12 protein-coding genes and 1 tRNA gene are annotated in these 14,756 nt (G+C 67.9%); 5 read left to right on the top strand and 8 right to left on the bottom strand.

What is annotated here, in order from left to right; translation table 11 throughout:
* Window positions 1-4: 4 nt before the first annotated feature.
* Both argS and GX543_RS03790 read right to left on the bottom strand, forming a co-directional pair.
* The gene (gene argS / locus GX543_RS03785; protein ID WP_290849893.1) at window positions 5-1,657 is read right to left on the bottom strand and encodes an arginine--tRNA ligase; all 1,653 of its coding nucleotides are present in this window, start codon (window positions 1,655-1,657) and stop codon (window positions 5-7) included.
* 73 nt (window positions 1,658-1,730) lie between these two features.
* Complete coding sequence (locus tag GX543_RS03790; protein WP_290849895.1) at window positions 1,731-2,114, bottom strand: VOC family protein; 384 nt, start codon at window positions 2,112-2,114, stop codon at window positions 1,731-1,733.
* Window positions 2,115-2,178: 64 nt separating this feature from the next.
* Here GX543_RS03790 and GX543_RS03795 point away from each other — a divergent pair, with 64 nt between their 5' ends.
* Window positions 2,179-3,021, top strand: coding sequence for a ribokinase (locus GX543_RS03795; RefSeq protein ID WP_290849897.1), 843 nt, complete (start codon window positions 2,179-2,181; stop codon window positions 3,019-3,021).
* Between the two features lie 3 nt (window positions 3,022-3,024).
* Here the strand turns inward: GX543_RS03795 and GX543_RS03800 are convergent, their stop codons facing one another.
* Together GX543_RS03800 and GX543_RS03805 are read right to left on the bottom strand one after the other, a co-directional pair.
* Entirely contained in the window at window positions 3,025-3,717 is a 693-nt protein-coding gene (locus GX543_RS03800) for a haloacid dehalogenase type II (RefSeq protein WP_290849899.1), read from the bottom strand.
* 13 nt (window positions 3,718-3,730) lie between these two features.
* Window positions 3,731-4,561, bottom strand: a complete 831-nt coding sequence (locus GX543_RS03805) for a shikimate 5-dehydrogenase (protein ID WP_290849902.1) — start codon at window positions 4,559-4,561, stop codon at window positions 3,731-3,733.
* Between the two features lie 259 nt (window positions 4,562-4,820).
* Between GX543_RS03805 and GX543_RS03810 the strand changes: the two genes are divergently transcribed.
* The gene (locus tag GX543_RS03810) at window positions 4,821-6,206 is read left to right on the top strand and encodes an NAD(P)/FAD-dependent oxidoreductase (protein WP_290849903.1); all 1,386 of its coding nucleotides are present in this window, start codon (window positions 4,821-4,823) and stop codon (window positions 6,204-6,206) included.
* Between the two features lie 11 nt (window positions 6,207-6,217).
* Complete coding sequence (locus GX543_RS03815) at window positions 6,218-6,682, top strand: GNAT family N-acetyltransferase (RefSeq protein ID WP_290849904.1); 465 nt, start codon at window positions 6,218-6,220, stop codon at window positions 6,680-6,682.
* Between the two features lie 48 nt (window positions 6,683-6,730).
* On the opposite strand, the gene GX543_RS03820 is transcribed toward GX543_RS03815, so the two are convergent.
* From GX543_RS03820 to GX543_RS03835, 4 genes are all read right to left on the bottom strand, one after another.
* Window positions 6,731-6,806: transfer RNA gene (locus tag GX543_RS03820), tRNA-Arg, on the bottom strand.
* Window positions 6,807-6,895: 89 nt separating this feature from the next.
* Window positions 6,896-9,493 (bottom strand): AAA family ATPase, encoded by a 2,598-nt coding sequence (locus tag GX543_RS03825; protein WP_290849906.1) that lies wholly within the window; start codon window positions 9,491-9,493, stop codon window positions 6,896-6,898.
* The gene (locus GX543_RS03830) at window positions 9,490-10,830 is read right to left on the bottom strand and encodes an exonuclease SbcCD subunit D (RefSeq protein ID WP_290849907.1); all 1,341 of its coding nucleotides are present in this window, start codon (window positions 10,828-10,830) and stop codon (window positions 9,490-9,492) included. Before GX543_RS03830 ends, GX543_RS03825 begins: the two co-directional genes overlap by 4 nt.
* A 125-nt stretch (window positions 10,831-10,955) precedes the next feature.
* Window positions 10,956-12,470: an MFS transporter gene (locus GX543_RS03835; RefSeq protein WP_290849908.1), complete on the bottom strand. Its 1,515-nt coding sequence runs from the start codon at window positions 12,468-12,470 to the stop codon at window positions 10,956-10,958.
* Between the two features lie 233 nt (window positions 12,471-12,703).
* On the opposite strand from GX543_RS03835, the gene GX543_RS03840 reads away from it, so the two are divergent.
* Window positions 12,704-13,564: a hypothetical protein gene (locus GX543_RS03840; protein ID WP_290849909.1), complete on the top strand. Its 861-nt coding sequence runs from the start codon at window positions 12,704-12,706 to the stop codon at window positions 13,562-13,564.
* A partial coding sequence (locus GX543_RS03845; protein WP_290849911.1) for an ABC transporter ATP-binding protein occupies window positions 13,561-14,756 on the top strand: 1,196 nt, incomplete at its 3' end. The genes GX543_RS03840 and GX543_RS03845, both read left to right, overlap by 4 nt.

Genomic DNA, 14,756 nt, shown 5'->3' on the forward strand with positions numbered 1-14,756 from the left:
GTCGTCACATTCTTTCGGGTGCGCTCACGCCGACCATCTCGAGGCCGTTGGCGAGAACCTGTCGGGTGGCCGCGCACAGCGCCAGGCGTGCGGCATGGACGTCGCCCGCCTGCTCGTCGCCCTGCGGGAGGACGCGGCACCGGGCGTAGAACCGGTGGTAGGCGCCTGCGAGCGACTCGAGGTAGCGGCACACGCGGTGCGGTTCGCGCAGCGTCGCGGCCGTGGTCACGACCTCGGAGAAGTCGCCGATCGTGCGGATCAGGTCGCCCTCGGCGGGGTCGTCGAGCAAGTCGAGGTGCGCCACGCTGAGCCCCAGGCCCAGTTCCTCGGCGTGGCGGGCCAGCGCCGAGAGTCGGGCGTGCGCGTACTGCACGTAGTACACGGGGTTGTCGGACGACTGCTTGCGCAGCAGATCCAGGTCGATGTCGATGTTGACGTCGATCGACGAGCGGATCAGCGCGTAGCGGGCGGCGTCGACGCCCACCGCCTCGACGAGATCGTCGAGCGTGATGACCGTGCCCGCGCGCTTCGACATCCGCACCGGCTGGCCGTCCTTGACCAGGTTCACCATCTGCCCGATGAGAACCTCGACGGCCGAGGCATCGTAGCCGAGGGCCGCGGCTGCGGCTTTCAGGCGGACGACGTAACCGTGGTGGTCGGCGCCCAGCATGTAGATGAGGTGATTGGCTCCGCGCTGGTGCTTGTCGCGCAGGTAGGCGATGTCGCCTGCGATGTAGGCGTGGTTGCCGTCGCTCTTGATGACGACACGATCCTTGTCATCGCCGTACGCGGTGGACCGCAGCCACCACGCGCCGTCGGCCTCGTAGAGGTTGTCGCTGGCCTTGAGCTCGGCGATCGCCTCGTCGACCAGCCCGCGGTCGAACATCGAGTTCTCGTGCGTATAGACGTCGAAGTCGGTGCCGAACTCGTGAAGCGTCTGCTTGATGTGCGCGAACATCAGCTCGACGCCCTCGCTGCGGAAGGCCTCGCGCGCGTCGTCGAGCGGAAGGTCCAGAATTCCGGGGTCCTTCGCCACCACGGTCGCGGCGATCTCACTGATGTACTCGCCTGCGTAGCCGTCTTCCGGGGCGGGCTCGCCCTTGGCCGCGGCTATCAGCGAGTTCGCGAAGCGGTTGATCTGCTCACCGTGGTCGTTGAAGTAGTACTCGCGGGTGACCTGTGCGCCGCGCGCCGACAGGACGCGGCCCAGCGCGTCGCCGACCGCTGCCCATCGGGTCCCGCCCAAGTGGATGGGACCGGTCGGGTTGGCCGAGACGAACTCCAGGTTCACGTTCATCGCCGCGAGCTCGTCGCCCCGGCCATAGCCCGCGGCCTGGTCGAGAACGGTCGCCACCGTCTGGTTCTGCGCCGCCGCGGCCAGCCGGAGGTTCACGAAACCGGGTCCGGCGATCTCCGCAGAATCGATGCCGGGGTCGTTCGTCAGCTCGGCAGTCAGCCAGGTCGCGAGGTCGCGCGGATTGACGCCCGCGCGCTTGCCGAGCTGGAGCGCGATGTTGGTCGCGTAATCACCGTGCTCGGGGCTACGCGGACGTTCGACGACCACCGACTCGGGAATCAGCGATTCGTCGAGGTCATGAGCTTGGAAAACCTTCTGCGTCGCAGCGCGAAGCAGAGCAGCGAGTTCGGTGGGAGTCACAGACGCCTATCTTATTGTCCCGGGTGCACTTCTCGACAATCGGACCTCGTTCCGTTCCGCCGAGGCCACGCGATCACGGCAGGTTCAGCTGCCAGGAGACGCCGAAGCGGTCGTTCACCCAAGCGAAGGCCTGGGAGAAGCCGTAATCGTCGAGCGGCATCAGCGTCCCGCCGCCCTCGCCGAGGATCTCGACCAGTCGCTCGAGCTGAGCGCGGTCGTCGGCGTCGACGAACAACGAACTGGACGGTGTGAAATCGAAGGCGTGGTCGATCGCACTGTCGCTGACCAGCACGCGCTGACCGGCGAGGTCGAGTTCGGCCAGCATGATGCCCTGGGACGCCTCAGGGTGCGGCTGCGAGGAGATCACGCTGGCAGACGGAAAAGCACTGAGGTACAGGTCGATCGCCTGCGCGGCGACCGCTCCCTGGAACATGAGGAACGGGCGGATCTGAGTCATGGGACGAGCCTAACGCCGCGCTGCCCTACCGTGGCCCCATGGCGGCTGCCCTACCGTGTCCCCCATGGCAACAGTCGTCGTGGTCGGCAGCATCAATCTCGACATCGTGACCGCGTGCAGCCGCTTCCCTCGTCCCGGTGAGACGGTCGTCGGCTCCACGGTCACGTACGGGCAGGGCGGCAAAGGCGCCAACCAGGCCCGCGCAGCGGCTCTGGCCGGAGCCACCGTGACCTTCATCGGCGCCGTCGGCGACGATGATGCCGCATCCCGGGTGCTGCGGCCTCTCGCCGAGGCCGGGCTGGACGTCCGCGTCACCACCTTCCCCGGCGCGACCGGAGTCGCCGCCATCACGGTGGACGGCAGTGGCGAGAACACGATCGTCGTCGTTCCCGGAGCCAACGACCTCCTGGTGCTGACCGACGAGAACCGGCAAGCGATCACCGCCGCTGACGTCCTGCTGCTGCAGTGCGAGATCCCCGACCGAGTACTGGTCGACGCCGCACGCACGGCCCGAACCGGCGGGACCACCGTGATGCTGAACCCCTCCCCCGTCCGCCGTCTACCCGACGAGCTCTGGGCGCTCGTTGACGCAGCCGTCGTCAACGAGACGGAGGCGCGCGAGCTGGGAGCACAGCTGGCCGAGGTCGACGTCGTCGTCACGACCTTCGGCGGAGCCGGGGCCGAACTCCGTTGGCCGCGCGGCACGGTCCGCGTCGAGGGCCACGACGTGCCCGTGGTCGACACGACAGGTGCCGGCGATGCGTTCACCGGCGCCCTGGCCGCGGCGTGGGATCGTTCCGAGCGAGACCGAGTGGCGCGCGCGAACGCCGCGGGCGCCCTGGCGACCACCGTCCGCGGCGCTGCCTCGGCACCGACCGCATCGCAGATCGACGCGCTGGGCTCGTAGCGGTCAGCAGCCGAGTCGATCCGCCAGCTCGTCGATTCCGCGCACGGCGAACGCGTCGTCCGGATCCGGTTCCTCGAGCTTCGCCTCCGGCCCCCATTCATCGGGGCGCGACACGTACGCGGTCTGAAGCCCGACACTCCGCGCGGCGGCGAGATCGGTGGCGTGCGTGGCGACCATCATGACCTCGTGCGGCTCCACCTGCATCAGGCGGGCGAGTCCCAGGTACACCTCGGCGGCCGGTTTGTAGCGGCGCCAGAGGTCGGACCCGCCGATGAAGTCCCAGGGGAAGTCGCTCGCTTTGGCCATCGCGGTGAGGAGCGCGACGTTGCCGTTGCTCAGCGCGCAGATCGTGTACTTCGCCTTCAGCCGCCGCAATCCCTCCGAGGCGTCGGGCCAGCCCGGTAGTCGGTGCCAGGACCGGACTGCCGCGTCGATCTGTTCGGGCGTCGGCGAGACTGCGTACTTCTCGCGCAGCAATCGATCCAAGGTCTCGCCGTGCAGGTCGTCGAGGAGCGTCCACGGCCGCCGGCCCGCCTCCACTTCGGCCAGGATCGGCGCGTACGTACGCCGCCAGTCGCGCGCTACCTGCGACGCCTCCAACTCTGGGAACACCTGCGCCAGCGCGCAGCTGACACCGGTGTGCCAGTCGGCGACCGTGCCGAAGGTGTCGAACGCCAGGACTCGAACCGAGCTCACGCTCGTGTGACGGTCAGGCACGCGAGTACTCCGACGCCGCGCGCACCTGCTCGGGTGTCGGTCTGACGCCGGTGTACAACGCGAACTGCACCGCGGCCTGTCCGGCGATCACCGCGTCTCCGCTGATCGTCTCCGCGCCCCGTGCGCGCATGATTCGAACCAAAGGGGTCGCCGCGGGCATCGCGACGACGTCGAGGCAGTTGCTCGCCCCCTCGACCACCTGCTCCGAAAACGGCATGCCGTCGGCGTCGGGGCCGCCGGCCATCCCGATCGGCGTGGCGTTGACCAGCGTTGTCGGACGCAGGCCGTCGACGCTCGTGGCGTGGCGGAAACCGTACTTCTCCGCCAGCGCCGTGCCGGTCGCTCGATTGCGCGCGATCACCGTGACGTCGACGAACCCGGTGTCGCGCATCGCGGCGACGACCGCCTTGGCCATTCCGCCGCTGCCCGCGACCGCGGCGGGCGCTGAACGATCGAACGATGACATCTCGAGAAGGTCCGCGACTGCCTGGTAGTCGGTGTTGTATGCGCGCAGCACACCGTCGTCGTTGACGATCGTGTTGACCGAGTCGATTGCGGCGGCCGACGGTTCCATCACGTCCACCAGGTCGATCACCGCCTCCTTGTACGGCATCGAGACCGCAGCGCCGCGAATCGGAAGCCCTCGGATCCCGGCGACCGCGGCACCGATATCGGCGGGGGCGAAGGCCTTGTAGACGTAGTTCAGCCCGAGCTCGTTGTAGAGGAAATTGTGGAATCGGGTCCCGATATTCGACGGCCGGGCCGCCAGCGAGATGCACAGGACGGTTTCCCGGTCGAGGGTGCGGGAGTGCGGCGCAGTCATGTACTCCAGCGTAGTGCCACGCGGCGCTCAGAATCCGGTGCGTCAGTCGAACGCGACCCGACAAATACCGAATCGCAAATTCCCTATTGTACCAGCGTCATTCTCTCGATATCCACAAGGTTGACATTCATGGCGAGAATAACCCAAGGTAATTGAGGAAATAGAGCGGACCAGAACCGATTCGGGTCCGCCTACCTGGGAAAACAAGATTAATTTTACGACAACATCCCGAGAGGAACCTCTCGGTTTGAAAGGTAAAATGTTGAACAAATCGAATAGAGTCGCGATCATCGGCGCAGGCCCGAGCGGAATGGCAGCACTGCGTGCTTTCACCGCTGCGCAGGCCGCCGGAACCGAGATCCCGGAGATCGTCTGCTACGAGAAGCAGGACGACTGGGGCGGCCAGTGGAACTACACCTGGCGCACCGGAACCGACGGATACGGCGAACCCGTCCACTCCAGCATGTACCGGAATCTGTGGTCCAACGGCCCCAAGGAGGCGCTGGAGTTCGCGGAGTACACCTTCGACGAGCACTTCAAGCGCCCCATCTCGTCGTACCCGCCGAGAGCGGTGTTGTGGGACTACATCAACGGACGCGCCGAACAGTCCGACGTGAAGAAACTCGTCCGTTTCGCGAATGTGGTTCGGCGCGTGGAATTCGACGATTCCACCGAGCAGTTCACAGTGACCGTCGACGATCTCCAGAACAAGACGACGCAGGTCGAGATCTTCGATCAGGTGATCGTTTCCACCGGACATTTCTCGTTCCCGAATGTGCCGGAGATCGCCGGGATCGAGACCTTCTCCGGCGAAGTGATCCATGCGCACGAGTTCCGCGGCGCGGAGCGTTTCGCCGGTCAACGGCTGCTGCTGATCGGCGGCTCGTACTCGGCCGAGGACATCGGCATTCAGTGCCACAAGATGGGGGCCCGCCAGGTCACGATGAGCTATCGGTCGCAGCCGCAGGGCTTCGCTTGGCCCGCGGGTGTGGATGAGAAACCGCAGGTCGCCGCCATTGACGGCCGAGTAGCGACGTTCGTCGACGGCACCTCACGCGAGTTCGACGCGGTGATCCTGTGCACCGGATACCTGCACCACTACCCGTTCCTGCCGAGCGACCTGCACCTCGATTCGCCGAACAACCTCTACCCGGAGGGTCTGTACCGCGGTGTCACGTGGCACAAGAACCCGCGCCTGCACTACCTGGGCGCGCAGGACCAGTGGTTCACCTTCAACATGTTCGACGCCCAGGCCTGGTTCGTCCGCGACCTGATCCTGGGTCGCATCGCCGTCCCGACCGAGGACGAGCGCGCCGACCACATGGCGACCTGGCTCGAGGCCTACAACCGGGTCGACGACGACCCCGCGGCGGTCCAGTTCCAGGCGGATTACATCCGCGACCTCATCGAGGCGACAGACTACCCGATGTTCGACCTCGACGAAGTGGTCCGGATCTTCCTCGCGTGGAAGGCCGACAAGAAGACGAACATCGTCACCTACCGCGATGGCGTCTATACCTCGGTGATGACCGGAACCACGTCGATCGTGCACCACACGCCGTGGCTCGCCGAACTGGACGACTCCGCCGAACGGTATCTGTCGATTCAAGCGACGCCCAGCGCGGTCCGGGCCCCGGTCAAGTGACCTGAGGCCCGATGACCACCCCGCCCCCGCCTGCCGTCTCCGTCGACGACCGCTTCGATTTCTTCGACGACCGCGACCGACTCGACTACGACGCCATCGTCGACTTCCTGACCCATCACGCCTACTGGGGCAAGTGGCGCAGCGTCACCGACATCCGCACGGCGATCGACGGCTCGTGGCGGGTGGTCGGGGCCGTGGACACGACCACCGGAGAGTTCGTCGCGTTCGCCCGCGCGATCTCCGACGGAGTCACCGTCGCGTATCTGTCGGACGTCTTCGTCGTCGAGGCGGCCCGCGGCCACGGTCTGGGCAAGAAGTTGGTCGACGAGATGATCGAGCGCGGACCCGGCGCCCATTTCCGGTGGCTGTTGCACACCGACGACGCGCACGGACTCTACACGCAGTTCGGGTTCACCGAGCCCGATGCGACCGTGCTGGAACGACGGCGGATCAGGCCGATCCCACCGCGCCCGTAGAAGGGGACGAGAACGCAAGAAGCCGCAGCTTTGCTGCGGCTTCTTGTTTGGTGCCCCCCGTAGGATTCGAACCTACGACCTTCTGCTCCGGAGGCAGACGCTCTATCCCCTGAGCTAGGGGGGCTCATTGGGCGAAAGCAACATTAGCGCACCGGTCCGCAGGCTCCCAACACCGGGGGCACACTTCTCGCCGAAAGCCGGCGACCACCGCTGTCAGACGGCGATCAGCTTGGCGCCTGCCACTTCTCGGTAGCGGTCGGGCGTGCACGTCAGGACGATGATCTGCGCGTCGCCGCCCGACGTCCCGAGTACCTGAGCCATCGAGGCGAGACGTCCGGGGTCGGTGTAACCGAGCGCGTCGTCGAGAATCAACGGGACGCCGTCCGCGGCGTCGACGAGCGTCGCGCACGCGAGGCGAGCCAGCAGCCCGAGTTGCTCCTTGGCTCCCCCGGACAGGGCTTCGACCTCGACGGTGACCCCGCCCAGCGTGCGGGTCGCGATGACGAACTCATCGGTCACGTGGAAACTCACGTCGTCGCCGAACACCGGTGCCGCGAGTTCCTCGAGTCGGCGAGTGAACGGATCGACGTAACGTGCCCGACTCTCGTTGCGCTTGCGCTGCAGCGTCTCGTAGAGGACTCTCGCGCCGGCCGCGCGTTCGGAGACCCGCCCGAGGTGAGCCTGCGCGGCGTCGTCGGCCGCGACTGAATCCGACAACTCGTCGAGACGACCGTCGCTGCGGCACACCTCGAGCCTGGTCTGCAGCTCGGTCCGCAGGCTCTTCTGCTCGGACAACTGCCTGCGGATCCGCTCGACGGCTTGCTCGACGTGGGCCTGCTTGGCTCGCAGCCCGTCCAGATCCAGTTGTGCCAGCTGCGCGGAGCGGTTGGTGTGGACAGCGCGCGCCGCCTCAAGGGCAGTCTCTGCGTCGGCGACGCGGCTGTCGAGCGCGCCATCCGAGAGGGCGGCGGCCGCCTCTTCCAATTCGGCTTGCAGCGCACTGATCTCGGCGACGGTCCGGGCGCCGGTCTCCTCGAGAGTCTGGCCGCGCAGCAGTTGTTCGCGGCTCGTCGCGAGAGCGGCGTCACGGGCCCGCTCGGCACGCACGACCAAGTCCGCCAGCTCGCGTTCGGCGGCGCGCAGGGGCGCCGGGTCCACTGGATCCCCGGTCGGCTGCGCCTCGGGCAGTCGTTCAACGATCTCGAGTCGTTGCCGCCGCAGGTCTTCCAGACGCGAGCCGCCGAGTTCCCGTGCCAGCGCGCGTTCGAGTTCGGTGACGCGCCTAAGTTGTTCGGCCCGCTTGTTGGCCGCAGGTGCGACCTCGGCCAGCGTGGCGAGGCCGCAGCGCGCCAGCAGTTCGGTCTCCCGCGTCCGGCACGCCGTGAGCTCGCTCGCGAGGGCGGAGGTGTCGGCACCCGCCCGCACTTCAATGCGAGCGATGCCCGGCACCTCGACGACGGTGCAATCGGCTGCGGGGACCTCTGCGGTTCCGGTGACCGGCTCCCCGCCGATCAGGACCTCGGCGTCGCCGAGCCGGGTGACCGCAACGATCGACGCCGCGGCATCCAGACGCGCCGACAGGTCGGTGATGTCACGGTCGAGTACGGCGGCGGCACGCACGTCGTCGCCGCTCACGACGATCGCTGCGGCCTCGGTCCGGGCCACGCCCAGTTCCCGCTCGAGGCGCTCCACCTCACCGAGCGCCGACTCCAAGCGCGCGAGCCGCGTGCGATCGGACGCGACCACCGCGGCGGCTTCGGCCTCACTGAGATCGCCGCGGAGTGTGTCGAGACGCTGGCGTGCGGCGGCGAACTCGCCGGTGAGTTGTTCGGCCTGTCCGGAGGCGACGTCGGCGCGCCTGCGTGCGTCCGCGACGGCGTCGGTGTTGGCCTCGGCCGATCGCACGAGCGCGGCCAGCCGATCGCGCCGTCCCCGACGTTGCGCTGCCGCATCGATCGCGACCGTGTGGGCCATCTGCTTGGTCTCCAAGACGGCGCGGGCGGCGGCGACCTGCTCGCCCACCGCTTCTGCTTCCGCGACGGCGGCGGCACCGGTGGCGACCTCCACGTTGGCCGCCTGCTCGTCGTCGAGCAATCGACGGATGGCATCCGCGACGCGCGGCAGCTGGTCGGTCGCGTCTTGCACGGTGGCCAGGATGGCTTCGCGCTCCGCAACCGCCGTCCGCGCGGCATCGGCCGCAGCGATCGCATCGGCGAGTTCGCCGGTGGGCCGCTCCTGCGCGAGTGTGTAGTACTTCTTGTACTCGGCGGTGACCGCCGCGACGAGGTCCTGTGTCGCAGGCGATTCGCCGCCGTCGGAGTCCGCCTGTCCGGCCGCACGGTCGAGCGCCTGCGACAGCGCCGAACTGTTCGCGAGGTCGCCGAGCGACGGATCGGTGGACTGCAGGAGCCGCAATGCCCCGAACAGCGTCTTGTCGAGGGATTCGGCGAGGATCGCCTCCACTCGCTCGTGTGCCTCGCGCCCGGCGAGTTGTTCACGGACCGGCTCGACGATCGTCAAAGCGGTCTCGGGTTGCCGATTGAATCGCTTGGAGTATTCGAACCGCCAGGGACCGCACGAGACGTCGGCCCAGACTTCGGTGCCGACGTCGCGGCCGGACGGCTGCACCGCCCGCACATTCTTCGACCGGCTGCTCGACTGCGTCGTGAGCAGGAGGTCGAAGGCCTCCATCATCGACGACTTGCCCGCCTCGTTGTCCCCTTCGATCACCGTCACGCCGGCGTCGGCGAACTCGATCTCCCTGGCCTCGACGCCCCGAAAGTTCTCGACGCGCAGGCGGTGGAGCCTCATCGGAGGGCCCCCGAGAGCCGGTACAGGAGCCCGAGTGCCGAGCGCGACGCCGCAGCGTCGGCATCGTCGGTCGTCGAGGCGGCACGGTCGGCGAGCTCTGCGGCCGCAGCAGCGGCGTATCCCTGAAGGTCGAGGGCTTCGATGTCCGACGGATCGGAAACGACCGTGAGATCGTGGTGCCTCTCCCATATCTTGAGGGCGGCGAACCGGTCGGCGAACTCCTCGAGGACGTCGGTCAGCGCGACCTCGTCGGCTACCCCGATGGTGCCGACCAGCGACAACTGCACCACGGTGCGCGACTTGTCGCCGATGGCGGCGAGGAGGTCACGCAGTCTTGTGATGTCGTCGGCGCCGTTGACGTCTTCGCGGATGGTGCGGAACGCCCACTGTCCGACGCGGTGGGGCGTCACCTGAATCGTCGACTCGGCGTCCCGGGTCAGCGTGACCTCGAGGACGTTGCCGGGCGCGGTCTCCACATGGTCGAACGCAGTGACCTCGGGGGCCCCGGAATACCAGACGCGACCGGAGTCGCCGACCGACGTGACCGAGTGGCGGTCGCCGAGCGCGACGTAGTCGACCAGATGATCGGCGACCGCGACCTCGAGGCTCGCCGCACCGACGATCGACGGATCGTCGTTGGGGCTCAGGGCGTCGACGCCGCCGTGACCGACGACGATCCGGATGTCGTCGGAGGCCTCGAGTCCGGCGATCTGATCGGTCACCAGGTCGGACAGCGGGCGCTTGGTGGTCCACGGCGCGGCGACCAGGCTGACGCCGTCACGGACGCGGACCACGCCGGCGTCCTCGAGCACGATCACGTTCTCGGGGCGCGCAGCGACGAAATCGCGCGACCGGTAGACGCTGGTCGCGTCGAGCGGATCGTGGTTTCCCGGCAGGAGGTACACCGGGACCGGGTAGTCGCCGAGGGCGTCGAGGGTGCGGCGGATGATGCGCGTGGAGACGCGCGGGTCGTCGAACACGTCGCCGCACACCACGACGAACTCTGCGCCGGTCTGGGCCGCCAGGGCGCCGATGCGGACGACTGCGTCTTCGCGTGCGGCGTTGTAGGTGTGCTGGGCCTCGCCGGCAAGGAAGTGTCGGGTCATGCCGAGCTGCCAGTCGGCGGTGTGCAGGAAGGTGACCGTCGGAGCCGTCGACGGCTCGGCGGGCGGTTGATCCTGCTTCCCAGTACCCGCCTGCTTCACAATTGCGGAGGGAGGCTCCGCTTCGACGGCCGTGGGCACGGAGAACAGCGTGAGCGGTTCGAGCTCGAAGAGCGGCTCGGTGACACATCCGGTGCCGTCGAGCGCCGAGTCGTCGTATGCCGGTCGCGTCACGCGCTGATCCCCTCCTCAATCGTCGTGCGGGCTGATCCGATCTTCGATCACGCCGTCGACACGATGGTACGAGGGGCCTCCGACAAAACGGGTCTGACGCGGCCGCTGCGCGCAGCCGAGGTCGGTTACACGTCCACCGGGCGCGGTGCGGACGAACTCTGCGGGCCTGGCGAATCAGTGCCTCGCTGCCCTCGCGAATCGGCGAGGAACAGGGTCACCGCCGCGCCGACGAACAAGACCGCGGCGCCGAGATATATCGATTCGCCCATGGCCCTGGCGAATCCCTCCCGTGCGAACTCCGGCAGCTGATGAGCTTCCGGGCCTCGGTTCTGGGTGTCGACACCGGGCAGATTGGCCGCCAGCCGCGACATCATCAGGGCGCCGATCGCCGCGGCGCCGACCACGGAGCCGACGACGCGAGTGGTGTTGTAGACCCCCGCTCCCGCTCCCGCCTGGTGCCACGGAAGGTTCCGGGTGGCCGTCGCCGCGAGCGGCGCCCAGATCCCGGCGCTCGCCACGCCCATCAGAATCGTGGGGAGCACCAGCTGCCAGACGGGGGTCTCCGGACGGAAGATGAATCCGGCCCAGAAGGTCGCGACGCCGTAGCCGAACAGACCCAGCGCCACGATGTTGCGCGGGCGCACGCGGTCCAGGACACGTCCGACGATCGGCGCGAGGACGCCGGTGATCACGGCCATCGGCACCATCACCAGCGCGGATCGCATCGGCGACATGCCGCCGACGAGTTGGAGGAAGAACATGATCGGGATCATCGATCCCGACACCGCGAAACCCATCGCCGTGATGCCGACATTCGAGATGCTGAAGTTGCGGTCGCGGAACAGCGACAGCGGTACCAGCGGCTCCCCCTCTGTCCTGGCCTGCCACCACACGAACAACACCAGGACCACCACACCGGAAGCGATCAGCACCCAGATCCAGGGTGCCCAGTGGTAGGACTCCCCCTCCTGGATGCCGAACACCAGTGCCGACAGGCCGACCGCGGAGAGCACCACGCCCACCCAGTCGAAGCGGTGGTCGTGGGTCTCGACGGTGGGCACCAGGACCGCGGCCAGGAGCAGTCCGATGATGCCGACCGGCAGATTGACGAAGAAGATCCACTCCCAGCCGAGAGAATCGGTGAGGATGCCGCCGAGCAAGGGGCCGACCAAGGTCGCGACGCCCGCGACAGTGCCCCAGACTCCCATCGCCGCACCGCGCCGCTCGGGCGGAAAGATCCGGGTGATCAGCGCGAGGGTCTGGGGAGTGATCAGCGCGGCACCGATCCCCTGCAGGCCGCGCGCGAGGATCAACTCGCCGATCGTGTCCGACAACCCGCACCACACACTCGCAGCGGTGAAGATCACCAGGCCTGCCTGGTAGACCTTCTTGGGCCCGATCTTGTCGCCGAGGCGCCCCGCGATCAGCAGTGGGACCGCGTAGGTCAGCAGGTACGCGCTGGTCACCCACACGATGCCATTGACGTCGGCGTCGAGTGCGGCCATGATCTGCGGTTGCGCGACGGCGACGATCGACATGTCGACGAGGATCATGAAGAAGCCGACGCATAGGGCGAGCAGCGCGGCCCACGGACGATCGGTGACCGGTTTGAACGCGGGCACCGGTGGTGCAGTAGTCACGAGCGTCGCCTTTCGCGTGAGAATTGAGCCAGGTTACACCCGGAATAATCCGTGCGGACTTCTGCTTGTACGAGGGTGGTTCACCGCAACGTCGCGGGCCCTGAGCCGCCGGTGCCTCACCAGACCCGTCATCGCTCGGCCCGACACCATGTCGGACGCCGCGCATATTGTGGAGGCATCGCCCGACCCCGTGTCTCGCACCGCCGAGACCGGACAGAAGCAGGGAGACCGACATGCGTAAATCGAAGGCCGCGCAGCGCAAGGCCGCCAGCACCGGGGCCGCCCACGGCGACATGGTCGTCTTCGACCGCGGCGACAAGGTCGTCTTCGACTCGAGCGAGGCACCGCTGGCGCTCAACGACCAGGGCACGCTGGCGGAGAACCCCCAGAAGGCGTCCAAGTCGACTCTTGCCGTTCTCGGCACCCTTATCGACAAGGCACAGCGATTGCAGCAGCCCGCCGTCGCCAAGTACGTGCAGCGCATTCGCACCAAGTACCCGGACGAAGGCCCGGAGCAGGTGATCCGACGGCTCGAGAAGCAGTACCTGCGGACCGTCACCGCCTCGGGCGGTGCCGTCGGAGCAGCCGCAGCGGTCCCCGGCGTCGGCACGGTGACGGCGCTCGGCGCCATCACGGCAGAGAGCGTGTTGTTCATCGAAGCGTCAGCACTGTTGGCGCTGGCGATCGCCGAGGTGCACGGGATCGCACCCCACGACACAGAGCGCCGCAAGACGCTCGTGCTGGCGGTCGCCCTCGGAGAGGAGGGCACCACCCTCGTCGGCAAGGCGGTCGGCGCCAAGGGCCGCGACGCGATGGCCAAGCTCAATGTGCCCGGTCTGCCCGGCGTCAACCTCAAGACCATCAACAAGACGCTCGGCAACCGGCTGGTCCGCAAGTTCACCCTCGGCAAGGCACCCGTGGTGATGGGGAAGCTGATTCCGGGCGGCATCGGCGCGGTGATCGGCGGCGCGGGCAACCGTGCACTCGGCGCACTGGTCCTGCGGAATGCCCGTGAGGCCTTCGGGCCCCCGCCCCACTTCTGGGACGTCGACGGCGAGGTCGTCGCGTTCCGGCGCACCATCGAGGCTGGTTGACCAGTCCCTCGCCGACAGCGGATCCGGTAGCCGAGGGCTGGATTCGTCGCCTGCTCGCCGAATGCTGGCAGCATCGTCGGCTCGCCGTGCTCATGATCACCGCGACCCTCGGCGCAGTGGCCGTCGATCTGGTGGCCCCGTTGATCACCAAAGCCGCGATCGACGGTGCCACCGGGCACGACGACGTCCGCTTCGGACTGCCCGTCCTCATCGGCGCACTGCTGGTGGGCGCGGTGATCCGATACCTCGCCCAGTTCGGCAGACGGATGACAGCCGGCCGGATGGCGATCACCGTCCAGGACGTGCTCCGACGACGCCTGCTCGACACCCTGCATCACATCGACGGTCCCTCGCGCGATGAGATCCGCACCGGACAGGTGGTGTCGAGGTCGATCTCCGACCTGCAGGTGGTCCAGTCGCTGCTGGCGATGGCGCCGCTCTCGTTGGGCGGCGCCGTCCAGGTGGTGCTGTCGCTCGCGGTGATGACCTGGCTGTCACCACTGCTCACGCTGGTGGCCGTCGTGGTGATCCCGCTGATCGCGGCGATCGTCTACCGCAGCCGCAAACGGCTCTTCGCCGCCACCTGGGCCGCGCAGCAGTCGGCGGCCGAGGTAGCCGGGCACGTCGAGGAAACGGTCACGGGCGTCCGCGTGGTGAAGGGCTTCGGTCAAGAGCGGCGGGCGACCGACGAACTCGCCGGTCTCGGCGACACGCTGTATCGATTCAAACTGCGCGCCGCCAAGATCAGCGCGCGCTTCGTTCCCACGATGGGCGCGATCCCGCAGTTGGCGATGGTCTCGGTGATCGGTCTCGGCGGCTATCTGGTGTACCTCGGTCACATCACGCCGGGCACCTTTCTCGCCTTCTCCACCTACCTTGCGACGATGACCGGCCTCGCGCGCGTGCTGACGAATCTCGTGGTCAACGCGCAGCTGGCAGCATCCGCGGTGACGCGCGTCTACGAGGTGATCGACCATCCGCGCGACGAAGCGTACGCGCGGACCGGGACGGTCCCGGACGGCCCCCTGGGGCTCTCGTTCGAGGGCGTCGCCCTGGGCTACAACGACCGTCCGGTGCTGTCCGGACTGGACTTGACCCTCCGCCCCGGCGAGTGCGTCGCGGTGGTCGGCGGCCCGGGATCGGGAAAGTCGACGCTCGCCGAGCTCGTGACCGGCGCCTACCGGCCCGATTC

The sequence above is a fragment of the Gordonia sp. (in: high G+C Gram-positive bacteria) genome (assembly GCF_012515855.1).
Classification (GTDB): Bacteria; Actinomycetota; Actinomycetes; order Mycobacteriales; family Mycobacteriaceae; genus Gordonia.